This is a genomic window from Alcanivorax borkumensis SK2 (assembly GCF_000009365.1).
Lineage (GTDB): Bacteria > Pseudomonadota > Gammaproteobacteria > Pseudomonadales > Alcanivoracaceae > Alcanivorax > Alcanivorax borkumensis.
On sequence record NC_008260.1, the window covers coordinates 184,460 to 209,984 of the forward strand.

General features: G+C 52.4%; 18 protein-coding genes. 9 read left to right on the forward strand and 9 right to left on the reverse strand.

The features are described from left to right. Positions 1-32: 32 nt before the first annotated feature. The 3 genes from ABO_RS00885 to gmk form a co-directional block, all read right to left on the reverse strand. Entirely contained in the window at positions 33-2,144 is a 2,112-nt protein-coding gene (locus ABO_RS00885) for a RelA/SpoT family protein (protein ID WP_011587473.1), read from the reverse strand. A gap of 251 nt (positions 2,145-2,395) precedes the next feature. After that, a complete protein-coding gene (gene rpoZ / locus ABO_RS00890) occupies positions 2,396-2,659 on the reverse strand; it encodes a DNA-directed RNA polymerase subunit omega (RefSeq protein ID WP_011587474.1) in 264 nt (87 codons plus the stop codon). Between the two features lie 150 nt (positions 2,660-2,809). Then, positions 2,810-3,433, reverse strand: a complete 624-nt coding sequence (gene gmk / locus ABO_RS00895) for a guanylate kinase (RefSeq protein ID WP_011587475.1) — start codon at positions 3,431-3,433, stop codon at positions 2,810-2,812. 101 nt (positions 3,434-3,534) lie between these two features. Here gmk and doeB point away from each other — a divergent pair, with 101 nt between their 5' ends. From doeB to ABO_RS00940, 9 genes are all read left to right on the forward strand, one after another. Next, the gene (doeB, locus tag ABO_RS00900; protein WP_011587476.1) at positions 3,535-4,524 is read left to right on the forward strand and encodes a N(2)-acetyl-L-2,4-diaminobutanoate deacetylase DoeB; all 990 of its coding nucleotides are present in this window, start codon (positions 3,535-3,537) and stop codon (positions 4,522-4,524) included. A gap of 18 nt (positions 4,525-4,542) precedes the next feature. Next, positions 4,543-6,228: a dihydroxy-acid dehydratase gene (gene ilvD, locus ABO_RS00905; protein ID WP_011587477.1), complete on the forward strand. Its 1,686-nt coding sequence runs from the start codon at positions 4,543-4,545 to the stop codon at positions 6,226-6,228. Between the two features lie 182 nt (positions 6,229-6,410). Next, positions 6,411-7,289: a metal-dependent hydrolase gene (locus ABO_RS00910; RefSeq protein ID WP_011587478.1), complete on the forward strand. Its 879-nt coding sequence runs from the start codon at positions 6,411-6,413 to the stop codon at positions 7,287-7,289. A gap of 29 nt (positions 7,290-7,318) precedes the next feature. Next, a complete protein-coding gene (locus ABO_RS00915; protein WP_011587479.1) occupies positions 7,319-8,299 on the forward strand; it encodes a BtrH N-terminal domain-containing protein in 981 nt (326 codons plus the stop codon). Between the two features lie 18 nt (positions 8,300-8,317). After that, on the forward strand, positions 8,318-9,253 hold the full coding sequence (locus tag ABO_RS00920) for a PaaI family thioesterase (RefSeq protein ID WP_011587480.1): 936 nt from the start codon (positions 8,318-8,320) through the stop codon (positions 9,251-9,253). 32 nt (positions 9,254-9,285) lie between these two features. Next, on the forward strand, positions 9,286-10,851 hold the full coding sequence (locus tag ABO_RS00925) for a long-chain-fatty-acid--CoA ligase (protein WP_255352975.1): 1,566 nt from the start codon (positions 9,286-9,288) through the stop codon (positions 10,849-10,851). A 50-nt stretch (positions 10,852-10,901) separates the two neighbouring features. Then, a complete protein-coding gene (locus ABO_RS00930) occupies positions 10,902-12,062 on the forward strand; it encodes an acyl-CoA dehydrogenase family protein (protein ID WP_041704621.1) in 1,161 nt (386 codons plus the stop codon). 8 nt (positions 12,063-12,070) lie between these two features. Then, complete coding sequence (locus ABO_RS00935; RefSeq protein WP_011587483.1) at positions 12,071-13,186, forward strand: acyl-CoA dehydrogenase family protein; 1,116 nt, start codon at positions 12,071-12,073, stop codon at positions 13,184-13,186. Then, positions 13,173-14,786 carry a GMC family oxidoreductase gene (locus ABO_RS00940; protein WP_041704624.1) on the forward strand — a complete coding sequence of 538 codons (1,614 nt, stop codon included), beginning with the start codon at positions 13,173-13,175 and terminating at the stop codon, positions 14,784-14,786. Before ABO_RS00935 ends, ABO_RS00940 begins: the two co-directional genes overlap by 14 nt. A 788-nt stretch (positions 14,787-15,574) precedes the next feature. Here the strand turns inward: ABO_RS00940 and ABO_RS00945 are convergent. From ABO_RS00945 to ABO_RS00970, 6 genes are all read right to left on the reverse strand, one after another. Further along, a complete protein-coding gene (locus tag ABO_RS00945; protein WP_011587485.1) occupies positions 15,575-16,459 on the reverse strand; it encodes a metal-dependent hydrolase in 885 nt (294 codons plus the stop codon). 40 nt (positions 16,460-16,499) lie between these two features. Continuing rightward, positions 16,500-17,366 (reverse strand): SDR family NAD(P)-dependent oxidoreductase, encoded by an 867-nt coding sequence (locus tag ABO_RS00950; protein WP_011587486.1) that lies wholly within the window; start codon positions 17,364-17,366, stop codon positions 16,500-16,502. Continuing rightward, positions 17,363-18,889 carry a flavin-containing monooxygenase gene (locus ABO_RS00955; RefSeq protein ID WP_011587487.1) on the reverse strand — a complete coding sequence of 509 codons (1,527 nt, stop codon included), beginning with the start codon at positions 18,887-18,889 and terminating at the stop codon, positions 17,363-17,365. The genes ABO_RS00950 and ABO_RS00955 overlap by 4 nt, the downstream gene beginning before the upstream one ends. Further along, positions 18,886-19,842: an alpha/beta fold hydrolase gene (locus ABO_RS00960; RefSeq protein ID WP_011587488.1), complete on the reverse strand. Its 957-nt coding sequence runs from the start codon at positions 19,840-19,842 to the stop codon at positions 18,886-18,888. The genes ABO_RS00955 and ABO_RS00960 overlap by 4 nt, the downstream gene beginning before the upstream one ends. Positions 19,843-21,036: 1,194 nt before the next feature. Continuing rightward, positions 21,037-24,126, reverse strand: a complete 3,090-nt coding sequence (locus ABO_RS00965; RefSeq protein ID WP_011587489.1) for an Ig-like domain-containing protein — start codon at positions 24,124-24,126, stop codon at positions 21,037-21,039. A gap of 33 nt (positions 24,127-24,159) precedes the next feature. Beyond that, positions 24,160-25,524 (reverse strand): OmpP1/FadL family transporter, encoded by a 1,365-nt coding sequence (locus ABO_RS00970; protein WP_011587490.1) that lies wholly within the window; start codon positions 25,522-25,524, stop codon positions 24,160-24,162. Position 25,525 lies beyond the last annotated feature (1 nt).

Genomic DNA, 25,525 nt, shown 5'->3' on the forward strand with positions numbered 1-25,525 from the left:
TGAGTATGCTCAGCTCTTGCGAGAAGCGTTTCTTAAAGCCGGTGAATTCTTACTATGCTGTCTAGGGTGCGTAGTTTTTTGATGATGCGCGCTAGGTGGATCCGATCTTTTACGGTCATGGTCACATTGAGAATGGTGAGGGTGGGGTCTTTCTCAGCCATGTCGATGGTGTCGATGTTGGAACCCAGTTCCGACACGCTGTTGGCCAGGATGGCGAGCACGCCGCGCTTGTTGATTAGCTCGATACGCAGGGTGGCAGTGAATTCCTGTTCCACCTGTTTATCCCAACGCAAGGCAATGCATTTCTCCGGGGAGTTACGCATTTCCGCCAGCAGGTTTTTGCAGGTGTCACGGTGGACTACGATGCCGCGCCCGGCGCTAAGGTGGCCGATGATGGTGTCGCCGGGTAAAGGGCAGCAACACTTCGCGTAGCTGACCATCAGGCCTTCGCTGCCGCGGATGGCTAGTGGGCGTCGGTCCTCTTCGTGCTGGCGTTCGTCGTCATCGCGGGCGCCGGCAAGTTTGCGCGCGACCAGTGGCGCTAGGCGATTGCCCATGCCGATATCTTCTAGTAGGCCATCCAGCTCCACATAACCGTTACCGGCCAGTTCACTGACCACGCGGCCGATAGGCAAATCATCCATGCCCATCTCGTAGGAATGCAGGGCTTTTTCCAATAGCCGTTGGCCCAACTCGACCGCATCTTCGCGGCGTTGATTCTTGAGAAAATGGCGAATGTTGGTGCGTGCCTTGCCAGTAACTACGAAGTTCAACCATGCTGGGTTTGGCGTGGCGCTGGGTGCGGTGATGATTTTGACGGTCTGCCCGGACTCCAGTGGTGTGGACAAAGCGGCAAGCTTGCCATCGATACGTGCTGCGACGCATTTGTTACCCACTTTGGTGTGCACCGCGTAGGCGAAGTCCACGGCTGTGGCACCGGCGGGCAGTTCCTTGATATCCCCCTTGGGGGTGAACACATAGGCTTCGTCCGGGAATAGGTCCACCTTCACATTTTCGATGAACTCCATGGAATTGCCGGTTTTTTGCTGCAGCTCAAGTAACCGTTGCATCCAGCTCTGGGTGCGGCTGTGGGTGGGCGAGCCAGGCTCGTCATCGGACTTGTAAAGCCAATGGGCGGCGATGCCATTGTTAGCCATGGCTTCCATTTCCTCGGTACGAATCTGCATTTCCAGCGGGATCCCGGAGCGAGCCTTCAGCGTGGTGTGCAGGGACTGGTAGCCATTGGCCTTAGGGATGGCAATATAGTCTTTAAAGCGCCCAGGAATCGGGGTGAAGTAGTTGTGTGCGGCGCCAAGCACGCGGTAGCAGGTATCTACCCGGTCCACGATGATACGAAAACCGAACACATCCATGATATCCACGAACGGTTTGTGCTGCTCTTTCATTTTGCAGTAAATGCTGAACAGGTGCTTCTCGCGGCCCAGCACGCGTGCTTCGATGCCTTCCTCTTCTAGGCAATGCTCGAGGCTAGTCTTGATGGTGGAGAGGATTTCCTTGCGGTTGCCGCGAGCCTTCTTAACAGCCTGCCCAATCAGCTTGGCTCGCATGGGGTAGATGGCGTGAAAGGCCAGGTCTTCGTATTCAACCCGCATGTTGTACATGCCCAAGCGGAAGGCGATGGGGGCGTACAGCTCTAGGGTTTCGGTGGCGATACGGCGACGCTTTTCCGCGCGCATTACATGCAGGGTGCGCATGTTGTGCAGGCGGTCGGCCAGCTTGATAAGAATAACGCGGATATCCCGGGTCATGGCCAGCATCATCTTGCGCAGGTTTTCTGCCTGTTGCTCGGCCTTGGATTCGAACTTGATCTGGGCGATTTTGGAAACGCCATCGACCAGCTCGGCCACTTCCTCGCTGAACTCGTTTGCCAGCTGCTCCTTGCTGATGCCTGTGTCTTCGATTACGTCGTGCAGCATGGCCGCCATAAGCGAGGCATGGTCCATGTGCATGTCGGTAAGGATGTTTGCGACTGCCAGTGGATGGGTGATGTAGGGGTCGCCGGTGCGACGATACTGGCCCTCATGGGCTTGCTCGGCAAAATGGTAAGCGTGTACGACCTGGGCGATTTGATCATCGTCCAGATAACTACGTAACCGTTTTTCCAAATTATGAATGGTGGGCAAAAGGCCTCGTCACGCCCTTGGCGAGTAGCAGGTTCTAAGATGACTCTTAGCTTAGATTTGAGGGCGGGGTTTGTCTACGATAAGGCGGATAGCGACGAACTATTATTCGGCTGGGTAAAAACAATGGGGGATCGTAAAGAGTAATGGGGGCACCGTGTGCTGCCCACAAAAAAACGCAGAGGCTCTAATCTAAGCCTCTGCGTTTCTCTGTCTGCTTTTTGCTATCGCAATAAAACAGGGGGGGCGGGTACTTACTCGCCGAAAGACTGGGTCAGCAGCGCTAGCTCGTCCACGTCGGCACTGCGGTCCGCGATGGGGTTATCCACGGATTCAGCGGTGACGAGGCCTTCTGCGATTTCGCGCAGGGCGACAACGGTGGGTTTGTCGTTTTCCCAAGCTACACGTGGCTCTTTACCGCCGCTCTGCAATTGATGGGCGCGCTTGCCGGCAACCAGCACCAGCTCAAAGCGGTTATCCAGTTTTTCCAGGCAATCTTCTACGGTAACTCGTGCCATGTTGCTCTCCTGACAAGCTGACGAGGCGGGCTCGACATGAACCCGCGCCGTCTGATAATTCGCAAGGAGGCGATTTTACGGGCTGAGGGCGGGGCAAGTCCAGTGCCGGCCGCCGAACGGCGGTGCCGTGGCAAGCGCGGCGCCGGGCGATCAGCGCCGGGCGAGCAGGTTCTGCAGGGTGGCGGCTTGGCGCGCGACCTGTCGTGCTGTCACCAGCCGGCGAGCTTCGACAATGGCTTCCAGCTCATAAAGGGCACGCTGGAAGTCATCGTTGACCACCAGATAATCGAATTCTCCGTAGTGGCTCATCTCTTCTTGGGCGCCGTCTAGGCGTTGCTGAATAACCGTTTCGTCGTCGGTTTCCCGGCCGCGCAGGCGGCCAGCCAGTGCCTCCAGGGAGGGCGGAAGAATGAAGATGCTGACTGAATCCGGGAGCTGTTTGCGTATTTGGGTGGCGCCTTGCCAGTCAATCTCCAGAATGACATCGTCGCCGGTGCGCAGGGTCTGGGCTACCCAGTCAGCGCTGGTGCCGTAGAGATTGCCGAACACTTGCGCATGTTCCAGAAAACGACCCTGCTCCACCTGGCGCACAAAACAGTCGCGGTCGGTGAAGTGGTAGTTCACGCCGTCTTTTTCACCGGGGCGCATGGCCCGGGTGGTGTGCGAAATGGAAATGCGTACCTGGGCAAGCTTGTCGACCAGTGCGGCCACCAGGCTGGTTTTGCCGGCGCCGGACGGGGCGGAAATGATGTACAGCGTGCCTTTGTCGGCCATATTAAGGAATGTCCTGTTCGCGATCCTGGTAAAGCGCGCATTATAGGCGTAAAGAACCGGGTGCGTCATATGCACTCTGATTCGGAGATAATGGACTCGCTATGCAGGACAGCGCGATCAGCGCCACGGTGGATTTCCATCAGGACGGCGTGCAACATGGTTTCCTCAAGCTGCCGTACTCCCATGACCAGTCGGCGTGGGGCAATGTGATGATCCCGATCACGGTGATTTGTAACGGCGAGGGCCCCACCGCGCTGCTCACCGGGGGCAACCACGGTGATGAATACGAAGGCATCACCGCCCTGCTCAAGCTGGCCAACCGGCTAGGCGCTGAAGAGATCAGTGGCCGAGTCATCATTGTGCCAATGATGAACCACCCAGCGGTGCTGAACGGCACACGCACCTCCCCGTTGGATGGCGGCAATTTGAACCGCGCCTTCCCAGGCAACCCCGTGGGAACCCTTACCGAAAAAATCGCCGATTACTTCACCCGCTACTTGGTGCCGTTGGCTGACGTGGTGCTGGATATGCATTCCGGTGGGCGTACTCTGGATCTATTGCCCTTCGCGGCCACCCATCGGCTGGCCGACGCCACCTTTGGCGCCCGTTGCCTGGCCGGGGCCCAAGCTTTTGGCGCACCGTACACCCTGTTTATGGCGGAGCTGGAAGAGGCCGCCCTATTCGACAGCGTGGTGGAAAGCCTAGGCCGGGTCTTCATCAGCACCGAGCTGCGTGGAGGCGGCACCACCACCCCGGGCACCGTGGCATTGGCGGAGCAAGGCGTGGACAATGTGTTGCGTTTTGCCGGCATCTTGCCCGGTGATCCGCTGCCGGTGGCATCGCAGGCGTTGGAGATCCCCAGCGCAGACTATTACCGTGTCAGTCAGCATCGTGGCCTGCTGGAATTTGCGGTGGAGCTGGGTGACTGGGTGCAACAGGGTGACGTGCTTGCCCGCGTGTACTCCCTGGAACGTACCGGTGAGCCACCGGTGGACTATCGGGCGCCGTTTGCGGGCATGTTGATCGGCCGCCGCCACCCGGCACGGGTGGACGTGGGCGACACCTTTGCCGTGCTGGCGGTGAAGCGTTAACTGGAATCAGGAGAAAATATGAGTGACTCAAAGGGCGATCCGCGTCGCCGCCATTCAGCAAAGGTCGTGGACGGCCCCGGTAAATCCGCCAGCCGGGCCATGCTGCGGGCGGTGGGGTTTACCGATGAGGATTTTCATAAACCCCAGGTGGGCATTGCTTCTACTTGGAGTCAGGTGACGCCGTGCAATAGCCATATCGGTGAGCTCGCCGAAAAAGCCTGCGCTGGAGCCGATGCGGCCGGCGGCAAAGGGGTAATTTTCAATACCATCACCATCTCCGATGGCATCGCCAATGGTACCGAAGGGATGAAGTATTCGTTGGTCTCCCGCGAGGTGATTGCCGATTCCATTGAAACCGTGGCGGCTTGTGAAGGCTTTGACGGCCTGGTAGCTCTTGGTGGCTGCGATAAGAACATGCCCGGTTGCCTAATGGGCATGGCGCGGCTGAATCGCCCCAGCGTCTTTGTCTACGGCGGCACCATCATGCCCGGCAAGGGCCACACGGATATTGTTTCTGTGTTCGAAGCCATGGGAGCCCATTCCCGCGGCGACATGGACAAAATCGAACTCAAGCAGATAGAAGAAACTGCCATTCCCGGGCCCGGTGCTTGCGGCGGCATGTACACGGCCAACACTATGGCCTCGGCTATTGAAGCGCTGGGCATGAGCCTGCCGGGCAGCTCCGCACAGAATGCGGTGTCGGAAGAGAAGCGTGATGATTGCCAGCGCGCCGGCGAAGCAGTGTTGGCGCTACTGGAACAGGACATCAAGCCCTCGGACATCATGACGCGGGCTGCATTTGAGAACGCCATCACTGTGGTGATCGCCCTGGGCGGTTCCACCAATGCGGTGCTGCACCTGATCGCCATGGCGCGCACCGTGGGGGTGCCGCTGTCGCTGGATGACTTTACCGAGATCGGCAGGCGGGTGCCGGTGCTGGCGGACCTGCGCCCCAGTGGCCATTACATGATGAGCGAGTTGGTGGCCATCGGCGGTATTCAGCCGTTGATGAAGGTGCTGTTGGAGGCGGGTTTGCTGCAGGGTGATTGCCTGACGGTCACCGGCCGTACCTTGGCTGAGAACCTGGCGGATGTCAGTCCTTATCCACTGGATCAGACGATCATCGCGCCACTGTCTGCGCCGCTGAAAGCAGAAAGTCACCTGCGCATCCTTTATGGCAATTTGGCGCCGGATGGCGCAGTGGCCAAGATCACCGGCAAGGAAGGCACCCACTTTTCCGGCCCGGCCCGGGTGTTCGGTTCGGAAGAAGAAGCGCAGCAGCGGATCAATGATGGGACTGTGGTGTCCGGGGACGTGGTGGTGATCCGCTATGAAGGCCCCCGCGGCGGCCCAGGCATGCGTGAAATGCTCACCCCCACCTCTGCCATCATGGGGCGCGGCCTGGGTGACGAGGTGGCGCTGATTACCGATGGTCGCTTTTCCGGCGGCAGCCATGGTTTCGTGGTAGGCCACGTGACCCCAGAAGCTTTCGATGGTGGTCCGCTGGCATTATTGGAAAACGGTGACCAAATTACCATTGATGCCGAAGCCAACACCCTGGTCGTGGCGCTGTCTGATGCGGAGTTGGCGCGCCGCCGTGCTAACTGGCAACAGCCAGCACCACGCTATACCCGTGGTGTGCTGGCCAAATACGCACGGCTGGTGGGTTCGGCCAGCGAAGGCGCGCTGACGGACTTAGGTTAATCTGTTGCCGTTTTCGAGGCTCCTTGCTCCCGCCGACTTAGGCCTCACCCTCCGATGATTTGATCGCTGATAGAGCCCTGGCAGTCAGAGGGAGAAGGGCTTGGGTGTTGACATTTGGTCGTTTGGCCAAATAAGATAATTGCATTAAACCATGCAATGGTAACTGCTCATTCGGAGGAATTATGAATTCTGTACCTATCCAGCCGCGCAAAGTCGCATTTGATGTTTCCTCTGTTCCGCGGCACTGGAATGCGGGCGATCCCGTTCTTACTCGCTTTTTTGACGCGCTGTCAGTGCATTTCCCGGAAGGCGAACGGTTTTTTATCCAATCTGTGCGTAACTTTCAGGATCAAGTAACAGATAGCCGTCTGCGTGAAGATATTCGTCATTTTATTCGTCAGGAAGGTCAGCACGGGATTGTCCATGATCGTTTCAATGATGTGATGGTTGGTCAGGGTGTGGACGTGGAGAAGGTAACTGCGAATCTGCGAACATTTATCCGCACTACACAAAAGTACCTGCCTAAAAAGTACCAATTAGCGATGACTGCGGCATTTGAGCACTTCACTGCAACCCTTGGTGAGGCAATGGTTAGTGAAGATAGTGATATGTTTCGGGATGCTGACCCGGTCATGCGGGCACTTTTCCTGTGGCATGGCGTAGAAGAAGTGGAGCACAAGGCTGTTGCTTACGATCTTTACCAGAGTGCTGCTGGTGGCGGTTACCTAACCCGCGCGTCGGCGCTAATTGTTGCTACTCTGATGGTTCATCTTGTTGTAGCTCCAGTATTCTGGAATATGCTCAGGCTCGACGGTGCTACGCGAAAGCCGGGTGTGATTCTGCGAGGCCTTAACAAATTATATGGCCGAAAAGGCATTCTTACTGGGATGTTGCCTGAATTTTTAGATTGGTTCCGTCCAGGCTTTCACCCCTGGGATACGGGTATGCCAGAAAAGGTTGCTGCTTGGCTTTCGGAGTATGAGGAGCATGGCGACCCGATGCAGGCATCGGAAACAATTTACGGCCCTGTTGGTCCTGTTTCCCTAAAAGTGGTGGCCTAATGCCGAAAAGAAAGCCGGAGGAGGCTGGCATGAGTGGCGCCGAATACCATAAGCACACTCATAGGCCTGGACGTCATTGTGGTAGCTCAGCCATCAGGGATCTGCTCGAATTTCATGGGCTTAACCTGACTGAGGCTTTCTGTTTTGGCCTGGGTGCGGGGCTTGGTATTACCTATGTGGAAATACCAAATTCTGATACGCCTTTTATTGTTCATGTTCGCTCAATGGGTTTTGAAGAGGCGGTGTTCTCAACACTGGGAGTGCCGTTTCATTGGGAATCTTGGCAGGATAAAGAGGACGCTGCGAAGGCGCTAGATGGATATCTTGATGCTGGTCGTCCTGCTCTCTTGTTAACCGATATATATCACCTTCCTTATTTTAAAAGTAGTACCCATTTCCCCGGTCATGCAATTGTTGCTTGGCAGCGGACTGATGATGGGAAAACGGTTTTGGTGAGTGATACCGAGCGGCCTGAGCTTCTTGAGGTGCCGCGCGATAAGCTGGCACTGGCGCGCTTTTCTTTGACGCCACCTTTTATTCATCACGGCTCTCTGTTCGCTCCGGAAGATATCTCAGTTGAAATCTCTCCCGAGCAGGTCAAGAGTGCGATTATTCGTAATGCGCAAACGCTTAAAGATGGTGATAAAAACCAGGGCATTGAAGCACTGAATACTTGGATCAATGATCTTCATCGCTGGAAAGATTTTGAAAAATGGCCTTGGTTGCTGCGTTTTGCGTATCAAGTGATAGAGAAGCGCGGTACTGGCGGCGGTGGTTTCCGCACTATGTATGCAGAGTTTATTGATGAGGCAGAGGAGGTAATCCCCGCACTCAAAAAAATGGGCCTGTCTGATTTGATGCGCGACTCTGCCAGTGCGTGGTCTGCATTGGCTGATTGTCTTCGCTTGGGTTCTGAAAGTGAGACGTTTCCTACTGAGATGATCCGTGAAGCCATAGCCAAGGTGAGAGAAGCAGAATTGCGGTATATAGACGCCGCGTTGACATTATGAAGAACGAAAGTTGCTAATATGACGGCTGTAAATTCAATATCTAAAGATCTTCTTGCCGCGAGTGGTTTTTTTGGTGCCTCACACCCTTTGTTTGGGGCTTTCGGAATCGAGATGGAAGAAGTTGCCCCTGACGGGGTGGTTATGGGCATGCCCTGTGTGCCTGATATGTGTGATAGCAACGGTGTGTTACACCGTGGTGCAATTGCTACATTGATGGATACGACTTGTGGCTTGGCGATTTTTATTCGTCTCGGAGATATGCGGCCAATCGCCACTATCGATCTACGTGTCGATTTCATCACTATGCCGGGTATCAATGAGGCGATTTATTGCAAAGTCGTATGCTTTGCTATTGAAGGGGACATCGCCTATGTCCGTGGAGAGGCATTCGGCCGTTCTGGAGATGATGTGTTGGCATCAGTGTCTGGCAGCTTTGCGATCGGAACATTAGGCCCTTCGTTTGATAAACCAATTGCAAAAGAAAAAGATAATAAAAAAGATGTGCCGAAAGAGCAGTCGGGGGAAGTTGGCTCTGATATAAGAAATGAGGCTCCTCCTTCCCATCATGCACTCCCTGATGAATCACCATACTCGAAATTTCTCGGCATATGGTTAGGTGATGATGATGGCGTAAAAACCTACGAAATGTCGTTTCGCGACAAACATGTCGGTAATCCGTTAATCAAAACTTTTCACGGCGGCATCTTGGCCAGCTTTGCAGAGATCGTTGCTGGAAGCTATTTGACATCGAATAATGGGATTAATGATAAGTCGATATGCTCAAGCATGACCTTTGATTATCTTAGGCCTGCCTTCGCCGGAACATTGCGAGCCGAACCAAGAATTATTAGAGAAGGTAGACGCTTCATTATCGTTGTCGTGGACCTATTTATTGAAAAAAATAAAGTTTCGCAGGGTCGGTTTATATACAAGAGAGCCTTGGAAACAATCTGATTTATTACAATAAAACTTTCTTAAAATCCTCAATGGAGCGTCCAGTCATGTATATCACACAGACCTTGCGTCGTGCTGTTCAGTTAAATGGAGAAGGTACGGCCACTATTTTTGCTGGCCGGAGACAAACCTGGAAGAAGTTTGAGGATCGTATCGCACGCCTTGCAAATGGTCTGGTAGGGCTGGGGGTTGAGTCGGGCGATAGGGTTGCGATCCTATCGCTGAACAGTGACCGCTATATGGAGTATTTTTATGCGGTTCCCTGGGCGGGAGCTGCGGTAAACCCTATCAATATTCGTCTCGCACCGCCGGAAATTGCATTTACGTTAAATGATTCAGGTTCGAAAATTCTATTCATTGATGACACCTTTTCAGCGTTGCTTCCGATACTCCGACCACAGTTTGAATCAATAAAGCATGTGGTTTTTATTGGTGATGGTGAGTGTCCGGAAGGTTGTATTGATTATGAATCGCTTATTGTTCAATCCGAGCGAATGAGCGATGTAGACGCGGGCGGAGATGACCTTGCTGGCCTTTTTTATACCGGCGGTACTACGGGGCGCTCGAAAGGGGTAATGCTTAGTCACGACAACCTAGTATTCAACGCACTGAATGTCGTCGCAGAAATGGGGTATGGGCGTGACACTGTCTATATGCATGCTGCTCCAATGTTCCATCTGGCTGACATGGCCAGCACTTTTGCTGTAACCCTTGCAGCAGGAACCCATGGAATTGTTCCTCGTTTTGATGTTGATGAAGTTTTGGCGTTCATAGAACGCGAGAAAATCACAGACGCCTTGCTTGTGCCAACCATGGTTAATCTTCTTGCCTCATCTGGGCGTATTGCTAATTACGATGTAAGCAGCATAAGGCGAATGCTTTATGGAGCCTCACCGATGCCAGAAGCGGTGTTGATAAGCGCGATGGAGCAAATGCCGAAAGCCTCGTTCGCCCAGGGCTATGGCCAGACTGAAGCTTCACCAATCATTACCACGCTTGCTCCTGAGTTTCATGTTGCTGGTGGCGAAAAGTTACGGAGCGCAGGGCGTGCGGCCTTGGGTGTTGAGGTAATGGTTGTAAATGAAAACGATGAAGAAGTACCTCGTGGCACAGTTGGTGAAATCTGTGTGCGTGGTGGCAATGTCATGCGTGGTTACTGGGGTATGGAGTCCACCACGGAAGAAACTCTGCGCAACGGATGGTTGCATACAGGGGATCTTGCTTACATGGATGAGGATGGTTTCGTTTTCATTGTTGATCGCGCCAAAGATATGGTTATTAGTGGCGGTGAGAACATTTTCTCGGTTGAGGTCGAAGGCGCTATATATAGTCATTCGGCAGTACAAGAATGCGCAGTGATCGGAATCCCTGACGAAAAATGGGGAGAATCTGTTCATGCGATAGTGGTGTTATGCGAAGGAAGTAGTGCCAGTGAGACAGATATCATTGATCACTGTAGAGAAAAAATAGCTGGCTATAAGGTGCCTCGTTCGATTGAGTTTCGGAGTGAGCCGTTACCCATCAGTGGGGCAGGAAAAGTATTAAAAAATGAACTTCGATCCCCTTACTGGGAAGATAAGAGTATGCGGGTTAACTGAATTGAGTTTTTCGCCCGTATCACGAAACAGATAATAGCTTGGAGACTTCCGTGAATCTGGATTTCAACGAAGAAGAAAAGAAATTTCGTGAAAGCATCCGGCAATGGATGGTTGAAAACGTCCCTGAAGATGTTCGCAGCTGTACCGCCCGCGGGGCGATGCCGGATAAGAGCATGCAGCAGCGCTGGGAGCGTTTGCTTGGAAGCAAAGGCTGGCTGACAACGACTTGGCCAGAGCAATATGGTGGCCCTGGCTGGAGCGCAACTCAGCGCTATATTTTCGACCTAGAGCGGGCTTTGGCCGGTGCGCCACCGACGAGTCCTTTTGGGGTAGCCATGGTTGGGCCGGTGCTTTATACCTTTGCCTCTGAAGAACAGAAGGAACGCTGGTTGCCAGGTATCCAAAGTGGAGAAACGCTCTGGTGCCAAGGGTATTCCGAACCTAATGCTGGCTCGGATCTGGCCTCATTGAAAACGCGTGCCACGCTTAACGGTGATCATTATTTGGTAAATGGCCAGAAGATCTGGACGACTCAGGCACACTGGGCGGACATGATGTTCTGCCTAGTGCGTACAGATAACACCGTGAAGCAACAACAGGGCATCTCATTCCTACTGATCGACATGAAAACGCCTGGGCTTGAGGTGCGACCGATTTACTCGATCGATGGACATCACCACCTTAACGAAGTGTATTTCACAGATGTGAAGGTTCCAGTGGAAAACCTTGTGGGCAAGGAAGGGATGGGGTGGACCATCGCTAAGTTCCTGCTTACTCACGAACGTACGACTATTGCTGGCGTGGCTGATATTCATCATGAAATAAATCGTCTCAAATCAGCCATGGAAAGTCTGCCCACTGAAAATGAGCGGCAGCAGGCTCAACGGCGCTTGGCATCTCTGGAAATAGACTTGATGGCATTGGAGTACACCAATTTTCGTACCGTAGCTGCGACCGATGAGGGTAAGCCCTTTGGGCCAGAGTCTTCAGGGCTGAAAATTAAAGGCACCGAATTACAGCAAAGAGTTTCTCAGGCGATGGTTGAGATCGGTGGGCTGATGTCTCTGCCATGGGATAATAAGCAACCGATTGGAGACGAAGTATTTAATCAAGCCAGTCGCCGCTATAACTTCCTGCGTGCCTGCACTATCTATGGTGGATCTAACGAGATTCAGAAAAACGTATTGGCAAAGATGCTGCTCGGATTGTGAGGTGAGGCATGGATTTCAAGTTACCTGAAAATACCACGATGATTGCCGATACGGCGCGCCGTTATCTAAAAGATAATTACTCGTTCGATACCTATATTGCTCAGCTTGATGAGAGCAACCATTTGGACGAAGGCCGTTGGCAGGCAATGACAGATTTGGGTTGGTTCGGTCTTCCTTTTGCGGAGTCTGTTGGCGGATACGGCGGCACGTTATTGGATGTGTCAGCGATCGTGCAGGAGATGGGGGCAGCTCTCTGTCTTGACCCTTATGTCGATTTGATCGTCTCCCCTGGAAAGTTGCTGGAGCACGTAAACACATCAACATCACTGTCATTGCTTGAGAAAGTGATTGCCGGTGATGCACGAGTGGCATGTGGGTTTTACGATCGGCATGCCGGCTACAATATACTGAAGCCCTCATTAAGGCTTAATAGCGGACGCCTTTCAGGCCAGAAGCATATCGTCTCAGATGGTGGTTGTGCAGATACCGTATTGTTGTCCGCGATGTCTGGTGATGAGCTGGTGATTATCGTATTGCCTATTGAGGCTTGTGATGTCGAGCGGTATCGGCTGTTGGACGGAAGTCGTGCTGCCAGTTTGACCCTCGATGATGTCGAAATCAGTGAAGAAATGATTTTGTGTCGTGGAGAGGACGCTAAGCAGGCTGTTCTTGCTTGGTACGATTATCTCTGTGCGCTGGATTGTGCACGCATGTATGGGGCTTCTCGTCAGGTATTTCAGTCAACGCTGGAATATGCTCAAACACGGAAGCAATTTGGCACTGCCATTGGCAGTTTCCAGGTGATACAGCATTATCTTGTCGATCTTTTTATCGATCTACAGCAGCTTGAATCGATGCTTCTGATGGTATCGGTAAAAGCGGAAAGTGACTGCATTTCCGAGCGTGTTCGAGCTACTGCGGGAGCAAAGGCTTACTACGCGAGCCAGGCGGTGATTATTGCCCAACAAGGCATCCAGATACATGGTGGTGTTGGCGTTACTGAAGAGCTTAATATCGGGCACTACTTTCGCCTTATTACTCATTGTTCATTGAGTCATGGTGACCGGGAACATCACATAACGCGCTTTAGCCAAGTAGGAGATAGTGCACATGGAGGCATTTGATTTCATCGTTGTGGGCGCGGGCTCGGCCGGCTGCGTGCTTGCCAACCGTTTAAGCGAGAGTGGGAAATACTCCGTGTGCCTGATTGAAGCAGGCCCTCATGACAATAGTGGCTTCGTAAATATTCCCTTTGGCCTTATTGGGTTGATCAAAAAAGGCAAGCGAAACTGGGGTTATGACACAGCGCCACAGAAGAATCTTAATAATAGAAGCCTCTATTGGCCCCGTGGCAAAACGCTGGGTGGCAGTAGTTCAATTAATGCTATGGTCTATATTCGTGGACAACAGCAGGATTATGATGATTGGGCGGCGGAGGGCGCGTCAGGTTGGGCATGGAAGGATGTGCAGCCTATTTTCAACGCGCACGAGAACAACGAAGAATACCCCAAAGATAGCTTCCATGGTGTTGGTGGGCCTCTAAATGTAACTCGGGTGAAGGATATTAATCCCTTGACCCCTATGTTTATCCGCGCTGGCGAGGAGCTGGGTTATCCCCGTAATGATGATTTTAACGGGCCAGATCAAAAAGGCTTTGGGCGTTTTCAGGTAACACAAAAGGATGGGCGGCGCTGGAGTTCAGCGCGCGCCTTTTTGGACCCAGCACGTGGCCGAAAAAACCTGACAATAATGACTGAGATTCAGGTAAGAAGAGTGCTGTTTGGTGATGGCCGGGCGATTGGGGTTGAAATACGTGATGGTGATGGGAATGTCACGAAAATAGGAGCACATAAAGAGGTTGTTCTGTCCGGTGGCGCGATCAACACTCCTCAGCTGCTTATGTTGTCGGGTATTGGAGATAAAAAACACCTAAATGAAGTCGGGATCAATTGCCTACATCATTTGCCGGAGGTTGGAGCTAATCTTCAGGACCATCTGGATATGACGGTCTTAATAAAGGATCGAAGTCGGCAGTCTATTGGGATGTCGCCTTTCTTTTTGCCCCGATTGATTCGTGCTTTCTACCAGTATTTCCGTCATCGGCGCGGATTTTTGGCCAGCAATGCTGCAGAAGCAGGGGCCTTTGTTAGTTTGCTCAGCGATGAGGATCGGCCCGACGCTCAGTTTCACTTTTTGCCGGCGTTCCTTCGTGATCATGGCCGCCAGTTGACCCCGGGTTTCGGTTGCACTATCCATGTTTGCCAGCTTAGACCCAAAAGTCGAGGGTGGATTCGTTTAGCCAATAGCGATCCATTAGCAGCACCAATCATTGATCCGAATTACCTCTCTGATCCTGAGGATGTCAGTGTACTCCGTGAGGGCGTGAAATTGGCGAGAAAGGTCTTCCACAGCAAATCGTTTCAGCCGGCTTTTGGGGGGGACGATGAGCCTAACTCAAGCATTGTAAGCGATGCGGATATTGATGCTGATATTCGTCAGCGTGCTGAAACCATTTACCATCCGGTTGGTACTTGTCGAATGGGCAGTGATGATGGCGCGGTGGTGGATGTTCGTTTACGTGTGAACGGAGTGAAGGGTTTGCGTGTTGCGGACGCTTCGATTATGCCATTATTGATCAGTGGTAATACGAATGCACCATGCATGATGATTGGTGAGCGAGCGGCACAGTTTATCTTAAGCGATATTGAAGGGGCGGCTTGTTAAGCTTTCTTCGGAAATTAGCCCCAAGGCTAGCTACTAGGCTTTGGGGCTAAAACCATCGTGTATTAGGATGAAATGAGAGGCAGCAAGCAGAATAAGAACTCAGCTGTTACGCTATATGACACATGTTAGTTTTCGTTAACCGGTAGAAAGGTATTCTCCCCAGTATTTACCCCGCGTTTCTGTCTTTGAGTGCTTAATTCAGCGCTAACTTGATCTCGATTACACGCATCGCAGCGGTTTCCACTCAAACAGATCACCTCCTGACAGCGTATATTGGCACACTCTAAAAGCGATCGAAAAAGCACGTCTGGAGCGAGCACAGGTTATTCATGTGCATAGATAGGTATGCCCTTTTCCAAAATTCCTGATTAAGGCTGCGTGGCAGTGGATGCTGAGCTCTGCCCACTGTGCCTCTGTGGTTTATGAGCTGTTCCATGTGATTTGTGATTGCCAAATTCGGCAGGGTAGTGTTGGGTCGCGTGGAGGGTGGGACAAGCCAGAAACCATGTAGTAACAAGGCTACGCGAATACGAGTAAAGTAATCACGCTGTTACTGTTTCGCAACCCGGATAGTTTGAAGCAGGATCAACGTAGTCCGCTTGCGGGTTTCCCAAAGAAAAGAAGGCGTAAAAAAATTAACGACTGGAACCATTTTATCAAGATAAAATGGTGGTGATACCCGGGATAGCGACTATATCTTAATGAAGATAAAAGCCGCTTTCCCGGGGTTTCGTGGTGAATCTTTTATGCTGCCACCCTACCTACGTGCAGGTGACGGGCTAACATAATCAGGCAGCTGAATTGCTATATTGATCATGCAATGCTCCGCCTACGGCAAATAGCTTATCTCGCCAATTGCTCTCCAGCTGTTTGGTATTGTGTTGATTGGGGTGGAAATTCGGTTCTACGAATTCGGGAAGCCTTGATAGTATGCGTGATACAAAACCATTGCGACCCAATAATACGTTAAGACCTTTGATATTATCTTTTAAATTACCTAGCTGGCCGTCTTTTGCCAGCATCCAGCTCCAAGTTACTCCTAGCATCGGAAGCAATACTACTACGGACGCCAGTGCTGCGGCGGCTCTTTCGATACGGCTGTTCCCGATCAGCTCGTAAACGTCATAAGCAACAGATTTGTGCTCAAGTTCTTCAAGTGCATGCCACTGCCATATCTTGATCATTTCAGGGTCAGCTTGCTGTACGAATTGTTCATCGTTAAGGAGCTGTTCGGCTAGAAGGGCAGTGAAATGCTCCATAAAAGTCGTGGCCGCAAGTCGCGTGCTCGGGGGTAACTTTTCAAGTATGGCTAGGCCAATTTTAACGAAACGGTCCGGGGCCTGCATGTCAAAGCCGTACTCAGAAAGGATGTTGTTGAGTCGGTCATGTTCGCGACCATGGATGGCTTCCTGACCCATAAATCCTGAAATTTCTGCACGCAGAGTTTCGTCTTTAACTTCATTTCGAAAGTGTCTTACCGATTCCATGAAGTATCGTTCGCCCGGCGGAAAAAATCCCGAAAGCATTGCGAAAAATGTCGTGGCAGTTGCATTTCCTGCGTAGAAGTATTTCGGCATATTTTCTGGGAAACTAAAATTAATATGTCTAGGCGGAATGCCAACGAGGGCTCCGCTGAGTTTTTTTATGCTTTTGACAGGGTTTGAAGAGCGCATATCGCCTCCAGTATTAAATGTAATGGTTAATTAAAGGATGTTAAGCAATGCCCTTGCGGGCGGTTTTGCTATTCTTGCCTTGCTGCTTTTTAAACATAACTTCGAGCAGCCGCTGATAGCCTGTGGGCATCAGGCGCTGGGTGGTGTCGAGCATGATGGCATCGCCGCCCACCAATACTCTCCGCCGGTTCTTGCGTACAGCTTTTAGAATAGTTTTTGCTGCGGTTTCTGGTGTGGTCATAGCGATTTTTTCAAACATATCGGCAATATCTTCTTTGTCACCGATACCCATGTCACCCATGTCGCCCATGCGGCTGTTGCGAGCGATATTGGTTTTGACCCCTCCAGGGTGAACTGAAGTAGCGCTGACGCGGCCGCCCTCTATATCAAGCTCTTCGCGCAGCGATTCTGTAAAACCGCGTACAGCAAATTTAGCGGCATTGTAGGCAGATTGAGTCGGTACGCCGATAATGCCGAACACGCTTGAGATATTGATGATGTGCCCTTCATCAGCACGCTTCAGGTGCGGCAGGAATGCTTTGGTGCCGTATACCACGCCCCAAAAATTGATGTTCATAAGCCATTCAAAGTTCTCGTAGCTCATGTTTTCTACGGTTTCACCAAGACCAACACCCGCATTGTTCATGATGATGTTGACCTTGCCGTGCTCAGTAACGGTGTCGTCCGCGTATTTATAGACCGCTTCGCGATCGCTGACATCAACGACATGGCTGCTAACTTTCACCGGATAATGGGCAAGCATCTTGATGGTTTTCTCGAGGCTTTCTTGGCTTATATCTGAGATAGCCAAATGGCATCCCTTTTTTGCCAGTGCAATGGCTGTGGCCTGGCCGATACCGGAGCCCGCTCCTGTAATGGCGGCAACTTTTCCAGAAAATGACTTCATCGTTGTGCCTCTTTGGTTAGCGCGCTGCCGAGTAGCTGTTGAACCAGTTTGCGCTTAGGTTTATGGAGATTTTTGCCTTCGAAATGCAGGTAGCCATCATCAAGCTTCCCATAACGAAGGGCGGGAAGGTCGCGCAGGTAATCGTTCAGTGTTTGCCAAGGCTGTTTGGTTCCTTGGCGTGGTAGGCGATCATCGGCACGCTGAATGTATCCTGACCGAAGGTTGAGGAAGTTGACGTCAGTTCCACAGTCCTCTTCGTCAACGGGTGTCACCTTGTCAGCGCCGGTCTTCTGCATATGCTTGAGTAGGCGACAAACAAACTCGGAAGCGATATCGGCTTTTAGGGTCCAGGAGGCATTGGTATAACCAAAGACGAATGCCATATTGGGGATGTTTTCAAGCATTAACCCTTTGTACATCATGGTGTCTGAAATACTGGGTTCCTTACCGTCCACACGAATGCTTGCGCCGCCGAACATTTGCAAATCCAGACCGGTGGCTGTGACGATGATATCTGCGGGAAGAAGTTCTCCGGATTTAAGCTTTATGCCAGTTTTAGTCACGCTAGCTATATGATCTGTTACCACCGAGGCTTTGCCTTCACGAAGAACCCGGAAGAGATCGCCCTTTGGCACCGCGCACAACCGCTCTTCCCAAGGATTGTAGTGCGGTTGGAAATGCTTCATGTCGAAATCTGGCCCAAGCTGCTTACGGGCAGCGGCTAACAGTAATCTGCGGATAGCCTTGGGCTTTCGGATTGACAGTTGGAATACGCTTCTCTGAAGTAAAACGTTGCGCGCGCGAGCCATACGGTAAACGACCATTTCTGGTAATACACGACGCAGGTTTTTAGAGATTAGATCTTGCTCCGGAACGGATGCAACATAGCTGGGAGAACGCTGTAGCATGGTCACATGAGAGGCATTGTCTGCCATTGCCGGTACCAGCGTTACAGCTGTGGCTCCGCTACCGATTACGACCACCCGTTTACCACTGTAATCGTAATTTTCAGGCCAGTGCTGAGGATGAATGACGTCGCCCCCAAAGCGCGTTATGCCGGGTATTTTGGGTGTGTGGCCAGCATCATAGTTGTAGTAGCCAGTGCAATTGAGCACAAATCCGGCTGTGAAGGTTTCCTCTTCACCGGTTTCCTCGTTCTGGGCGGTGACGGTCCAGCGATTGCTCTCGCTACTCCACTCCTCGGAAAGAACTTTGAGACCGAAGTGAATTTTGTCAACGACCTGATGCTGTTCGGCAGTTTCTTCGATGTACTTGCGGATGGAGGGACCGTCGGCAAGCATTTTTGTGTCTGTCCAAGGCCGAAAGTTATAGCCGAGAGTAAACATATCTGAGTCCGAACGAATGCCGGGGTAGCGAAATAGGTCCCATGTGCCGCCTACTCGCTTACGACGCTCGACAATTTCGTAGCGTAGATCAGGGCAGTCGCGGTTAAGATGGCAAGCTGCTCCCACGCCGGACAGGCCAGCACCTATTATTAGAACGTCTAGATGTCTGTGTTTCATGTTTTAACTCTCCGCTCAGTGGAGCGTATCTGTTGAATGGGCGGATCAATCGATTGAAGGAAATCCATCACAGCCCCCGTAAAAATGCTATTGCGGTCACCGGCTACCATATGACCCGCTTGCTCAATCACCCGGTACTGGGCTTGGGGTACCAGGGCCAAAAGCTCTTGAGCACCTGTTTCGCTGAGTACATCACTGTGGTAACCACGGATCAGTAATATCGGCATGCTGAGGTGCCTCGCCGCACGATTGAGTCGGGCCCCGCCGAACATGCTTTCATCTGTTTCGGGGATCTCGGCATGATCAAGAAACGCTGGATCCCAGTGCCAGTGGAGACGACCGTTCACATCCTCACGCAGGTTTTTGCGGAGACCCTGTGAATTCGCGGGTGCTTTGCGCCCCGGGTTATAGGCAGCGACCGCGTCCCGCACCTGCTCCAGAGAGTCAAATCCGTCACGGTGGCGACGCATGAATTCAATAATCCGGCGAACGCCGTTGCGTTCCAGCTTGGGAGCCACATCTACCAGTACAAGGCCACGGCAGTTCAGAGAAGCCTCTTCTCCAAGCGCGAGCATGGCAGTGAGGCCACCCATTGATGCACCGACGATATACGGCGACGAGGGGAGCGACTGAATGATAGCGCGGAGGTCGGACACCAAGGCAGTGGCGCTGTAATCACCTTTTGGACACCACTGGCTTTGCCCATGACCTCGGGCGTCTATGATAGTGGCGCAGTACCCGGCCTTTGCCAGGACGGTTGCCGTGTGCGTCCATGCATGACGAGTCTGTCCGCCGCCATGTAGCAGTAGCACCTGCGGCGACTTTGGATCACCGAACCGGGTCGCACTAAGAGCCAAACCTCCGTTTCCTTGGAACTGTATGTCCCTGCCAGTCTCCGGGGGGGCACTTGAAGCACTCTGGTTACGCGTTGTGGGATTATCTTGATAATGCATTATTAAAGGCACTTGATTGTTTGGTCAAACAACCAAATGGTAACGTTTCATTCACAAAAAGGGAAGTGCTGCTTGAGTAAATTGTCGCAGGGGTGCAAATGTGGCTAAAAAAGCCCTTCATGAATTCTACAGTGAGAAAAGGTTCACCACGGATTAGATCGAGATAGGTAGGGGCGAACAATGCACCGAGTTACACTGTTTTGTGCGGCCAAGCAACACAACAAAAACATTGCGCTCATGCCCGAGGCTACGTTTGCGTAGAATGGCCAGAAGGGTTTCTTTCCCTGTCATGACTCCCGCCTTTCTGCCTCTGAGTACCCGATTCCCCCGTTACACACCTATGTAGCGGTTGCTACCAAGCGTGTCCCTTGATTCATGATCTCGGTTGCGTCGTATTCGAGATCGGCATTCATTTGAGTGCTGAATCTGGCTTGAGGTGTGCGGCTAGCAGCTTTGGGCGGGTTGTCTGTCTAGCGTTGGCTCACAGAGCAATTACGCTAGCATGCAGAAGGGCTGTGCCGATGTTGCCGCTCAAGTTGATTGCCTCTCTGCCAGGATTGCAAACCACAAGGCCATCGACAAGACCCGACGGGGCGCGATCTGGTGCCCCGGATCTTGGCTAGGCCCGCTATGTGATGATGGATAAATCTGCCCTGTTCAAGGAGATCGTTATACCAACATGGCAGTGAATGCCAAGAGTGGTAGGTGCTCTGGGTAAACGAAGGTCGCTTCAGAGCCGTGATTCGACGGTTCTTTGAGCGGGTGTGGCCACACTCCCGTCAGATTCAAGCGGTGGCAATGGACATGAGCTTGACCATGGATCTGAGGTCGAGGCTTGCTTCCCAACGCCCGGGTGGCCTATGGGTTGTTCGATGCGATGGCCAAATTCGGCAGGAGATATGATAGATCGCGTGCGGGGGGATCAAGGCAATGATTCACTTCGCCAAAAAATGGACACTGTACGCAGAGGGTATCGCCGCTAGTGCCACTTCGCGCTGAATTCTTGAGCCGGGCCTAGCATGCTAGAGGGAATGAAGGTTTGGATTAAGGTCATCAAGAGAATGGCTTACGGTTTTCGGGATAACGGCTACTTCTTCGTGAAATCTACGCCGCTTTTTCGGCATCCTGCCCTAGACCATAAAAAAAGCCCCCAATGAAGGGGGCATAAGAGTGCATAGCATTACGGGGAATGCTTTAGAGATTTTTAACTGGCAAGAAGGTGAATGTCAGGTCTACGCCTAGGGGCGGTACCTCCAGTTCCACACCAGCCAAACCTATGCCCAAAAGATCAATGTTGGCCGGTATGATGAGGGGGTCAGGATTGCGGACCTTTAGAATCAGGCGGCCATCGTCAACAAAACGTAACGGCCCTTCCAGGACGACCCCAGTGATTAGTTTGCTGCGGATATCATGTCCGAGTTCAATAATTAGCCGTGGTTCTAGTTCTGGTGCATCTACCATGAGATCAAACGTGGTGCTGAACCAGGGGCCATCAGGGGTTTGGGTGATATACCCCGTGATTGGGTTGTTGTTTTCGTATGCCAGGCGGAGCATCAAAGGGCCTGTGTCTAGTGGTATGGAGATTATTCCCAATGCCCTAGCCTGCAGAAACACGCTGGTGGTGGGGAGAATAGTGGGAAAGACTTTCGCAATCACGGCGCCGGTGACTTCATTTGACGTGCCCGGGTCACTGTCGATGAGGCGGCGGTTTACGGTGACATCTGGTTCATAGCTGCTTACCCCGGCTTGCAATGCACCTGCGCCCACGAAAGCAAACTTCTTTTCTGGGCAATCTTCGCCTATATCACAGCCAATGTTGGCATCGGTTACAACGCCAGAGAAGTCTTTGAGTTGAAGTTGCAAGTAATTGAATTCCGCAGTCGCTCCACCGTTTCCATCCGGCTCCGCGCCTTGCTCGCTGTCTTCGAGACTGAGGTTCGCGTTTACATCTGCTACCGGAAGTGAGCGTAATGATACGCGGGTAATCCGATCCTCTTCCCCTGTTACCACAAAGTGATTGGTCAAGTTAGGGCCGCCTTCTCTCAGGCCAGGAGCGGTAGAGCTGGACTGAGACAGTTGGCGTGTTTGTATCGGGGCTCCATCATTTGAACAAATGGCGTTGCCCCCACAATTTGGAGACCCGGCCTCAGAGTGAAGGGTATAGCGGTAAAGGTCACCAACTTGCCAAGGGCTTTCAGGATAAAACTCGGTCCGTTGTGCAAATACCTTAAGACGGCCGTTGACGAGCTCCCACGCATTATTGCCAGTGTTAAAACGCTCAACAACAAAGGTGTTCTCGTTGACAGTGGCTATGTCGATGCTGCGGCTGAAAATAGCTCGGAGGCTAAAGTCCTTGAAAAGGTTTGGTACTGGGTAAAGCGGGTCGCTACTTTTGCCGCCCACACATCGACCGTTTCGCCAGTTTTCGCGTGGTCCGGTTAGCACGGCACCGGTCATCGCACAGGGGTAGCCCGGGAAAACAGCGGAGACAAGAGGTGAACGTAACTCATTTACGTTGCCATTGGGAAGAATGAATTCCGGCAGGCGAATATCGAGTGTTCGATCTTGGTTAAGCGAATTGCCTTGAGTATCTCGAAGCAGGCTGGTCAGGGTTACCTGGATATCTTTGCCATGCTCAAGAATGTCTTCGCTTATCACCACCGTGGCGCCATCATGCCTCATCTCGAATGTTTGAACTACGCCATCGACCCTAACCTGAATGGCGCCGTCAAGAAATACCGATGCAGGGTCCAGTGGTTTGTTGAAGTTCAAGATAATTGGATCGCCGGGGCGAGCATTGGGCTGGAAGATGCCTGGTACCCAAGAGTGAAGTTGCAGAGGGCGTGCATCGGGAGTGGGTGAAGGCGCTTGGCGCTGGTTTTCGTAGGCCTCCATGCGGAATGAAAGTAAGCCCGATGCCTTTTCCAAGCCTAACACTTCGGGTTCGACTACGCTGACTGCATCCAGTACCAGCACCCCATCTTCAACAACGGCTAGCCCGGCTACCTGTACATTGAGCAGGTTCTGGCTGAGGGCTCCGTTCGGCGCCATTCCTTCTGCGCTCATTGCCGCGTCCATATTAAGCAGGGCATAACGAGGGACTGACGGTGAATCACTGAACGGATTGGGAATCAGGTAACCGTTGGCGTCACTGAGCAGTGTGATGGTAACTTCACCTGTCTCAAGGCCGGAGGGTATTTCGCCCAAAATATTGACATCGACAGGTGAGCCCCGCAGCACAGAACCGGCGGGCACTCGCAATGGCACAGCACCAGGAAAATCTGGTGCAAAGCCTAGATCGGCAGCAAGATCACCACTCAATGCCGTAAAGGACTCGTTGCCCAGCACAAAGGACTGGACGGGGACCTGGTTGATTGGGTTTCCGGTTAACAACGAGGTCAAATCAGGCTGCTCAGCACCAAGGCTGCCTACCTTAAGAATGGATGTTGCGCGAGGAAGTGTCGAGACTGGAACAAATGTACGATTGTATTCTGGCAACTCAGCACCGGTTGTTTGGGCGCGCAGTCCAGTAATGGTCAATGTGTGTTCCACCGGTTCCAGATCCTGGGAGGGGTCGAGGCTCAGGTATCGGCCCTGCAAGAACAGGGAGGCAGGCACTAACTGGCCCAGGTTGTCACGCAGCTGGACGGTTCCGTTTTCGCCATAACTTGTGCTGGTAGGGTCAAGTGTCTGGTTGAATGCCATCCTGAAAGTGCTCATGTCGTTGGGGCGACTGGCATCGTCGTTTGATGCGAGCAATTGTGGTTGGTCCAAGGGGGGGGCCGAGAGTAAAGTGAAGGGGCCGGCGCCCATGGCTTCCGCTGCGCCAGCTTGGCTGCCGGCGGTCTGAAATTGCACGCGGGCCACGGAATCACCATCAATGGCTCCGAGGCCGGCTCCGCTGACGGCTAGGTGGTAAGTTTCCGCTGGAAGCAGGGGGGACAGGGGGTGCAGAACCAGACCCCTGCCGTTATCCGTCACCTGATATTCAACCGCGACTGTGCTGTCGTCGGGATCACTTACCAGCAGCAGCCGGGTATCAATGTCGTCAATCACCTCTTGATCAAGCTCAGTGGAAAAACGCAAAACCACCAGGGCGGAAGATGGTACTTCTATTTGATCAGGGTAAGGATAAGAGAAAATCAGGCTATCAGGAGCTTGCCACGTAGTTGTAGTTGTCACATCGCCCTCATCATCGCCTCCGCAGCCATATAGGATGCTAGCTATGGTCGCGACGAGAAGGGCGGTAAATAATTGATAAATATTAGTTTTTTTTTCATTCATTATTATTCTCCAGGTATTATCGCACGGCAGCTGTTAAAACTTCAGCGATAGAGAGGAAGAAAATACTTGGATTTCGCCATCGGCTCGTAGGGTCTCGTACGAGTTGGGGTTAGAGGGGGAGTTGATAGACGTTAACTCAAAGTCTGCTTCATCCAGCATTTGATACTGGTATGCGAAGGCAAGTTCTAGCGGCATATGCAATACCGGCGCGTTTGCTAGGCGGTAGCTTGCACCTAAGCCGAAGATTTTTTTATCGGTGTCTAGGTAATTAACATCTTGGGATCGGTTGGACTTTAAGGGGGAGTCCTCCAGGGCCGCACCAGCAAATAGCTTCATTGATTCCGACCACTGATAACTGACACCAATACGGGGAATAGTGATGTCGTCAAATGCCAGGTTGGCCTGGTCACGGATGGTATCACTGGCGAACTCGCGTTCAAGAGCAGACCATTTATGTTGCTCAATGCCGGCGGTCAGTTCGAATTTGCCTACCGGAAGCAGGAGCGCCGCGCCGAGAACCTCGGGTTGATAGGTGTCGATGGTGCTCAATGCCAGACTCAGCCCTGGTTCAGGTATAACCCCAGGCACGACTACGTTTGCATCGACGGACACCTCGTAGCTGCTTTCATCACGCCAAAATAGCGCAACTTCGAGTTTGTCCATGCCAAAAGGCATGCATTCACTGGAACCGCAAAACATTTCGCCAGAACGGATATTGATACCTAATGCTGGGGATAGTGAGGGGGACGCTTCAAGGGAGAGATTTTCCGAGTCAGTGTTGCCGCCCAGGTCCGAGACTGTTTCCAGCTTTGCTTTAGCTTCCAGGGTTAGGCGGGCGGAGGCCCCGACGTCAACGCCTCTTATGATATTGCTGACAGCGCCACCAAACGCAAGATAAAGTGGTTGCGACTCGTAGCGTAGGAACTGCCCTTCTTGTGAGGTATTGGCTTGGTATGGCAAGAGGTTGGATGTGTATTCATCGGTACCAACGTTAAGCCCGAAATAGATCGGTCTTTTGGTGCTGCTGATGCCGGCTATGCGGCTTTTGAAGCCGATTAATAGCAACTCGGAGCTGCTGTCGGAGAGTACATCGTTCTCGCGATCTAAAGGCGCGGAGCCCCCCAGTGATTTGCCTCGTAGTTCTTGGTCGCCATATTGTGCAACGATACTCAGTTCGCCTTCCTCTGAGCGGGCCATTGCTGCAGGGTTATAGTAAACCGACCAGCTGTTGGACGTAAAAGGGCTGAATGCGAGGGCAGAGCCTACATTCATGGGGCCAAGCCCGTAGTTGGAGGCTCCGTCGCCAGCACCAGCAATGGTTAAGCTAGGAGAGAGTAGTGCGGTGCCGCAAATAACAGCAATGAGAGGCAACCGTTTTGTTTTTGTTGAAGGCATCATG

Coding starts and splice junctions, on each gene's coding strand:
- rpoZ (WP_011587474.1), bottom strand. CDS start 2,659: ATGGCACGAGTTACCGTAGAAGATTGCCTGGAAAAACTGGATAACCGC.
- ilvD (WP_011587477.1), top strand. CDS start 4,543: ATGAGTGACTCAAAGGGCGATCCGCGTCGCCGCCATTCAGCAAAGGTC.
- ABO_RS00920 (WP_011587480.1), top strand. CDS start 8,318: ATGACGGCTGTAAATTCAATATCTAAAGATCTTCTTGCCGCGAGTGGT.
- ABO_RS00925 (WP_255352975.1), top strand. CDS start 9,286: ATGGAGCGTCCAGTCATGTATATCACACAGACCTTGCGTCGTGCTGTT.
- gmk (WP_011587475.1), bottom strand. CDS start 3,433: ATGGCCGACAAAGGCACGCTGTACATCATTTCCGCCCCGTCCGGCGCC.
- ABO_RS00945 (WP_011587485.1), bottom strand. CDS start 16,459: ATGCGCTCTTCAAACCCTGTCAAAAGCATAAAAAAACTCAGCGGAGCC.
- ABO_RS00940 (WP_041704624.1), top strand. CDS start 13,173: ATGGAGGCATTTGATTTCATCGTTGTGGGCGCGGGCTCGGCCGGCTGC.
- ABO_RS00965 (WP_011587489.1), bottom strand. CDS start 24,126: ATGAATGAAAAAAAAACTAATATTTATCAATTATTTACCGCCCTTCTC.
- ABO_RS00955 (WP_011587487.1), bottom strand. CDS start 18,889: ATGAAACACAGACATCTAGACGTTCTAATAATAGGTGCTGGCCTGTCC.
- ABO_RS00970 (WP_011587490.1), bottom strand. CDS start 25,524: ATGATGCCTTCAACAAAAACAAAACGGTTGCCTCTCATTGCTGTTATT.
- ABO_RS00910 (WP_011587478.1), top strand. CDS start 6,411: ATGAATTCTGTACCTATCCAGCCGCGCAAAGTCGCATTTGATGTTTCC.
- ABO_RS00915 (WP_011587479.1), top strand. CDS start 7,319: ATGAGTGGCGCCGAATACCATAAGCACACTCATAGGCCTGGACGTCAT.
- ABO_RS00950 (WP_011587486.1), bottom strand. CDS start 17,366: ATGAAGTCATTTTCTGGAAAAGTTGCCGCCATTACAGGAGCGGGCTCC.
- ABO_RS00935 (WP_011587483.1), top strand. CDS start 12,071: ATGGATTTCAAGTTACCTGAAAATACCACGATGATTGCCGATACGGCG.
- doeB (WP_011587476.1), top strand. CDS start 3,535: ATGCAGGACAGCGCGATCAGCGCCACGGTGGATTTCCATCAGGACGGC.
- ABO_RS00960 (WP_011587488.1), bottom strand. CDS start 19,842: ATGCATTATCAAGATAATCCCACAACGCGTAACCAGAGTGCTTCAAGT.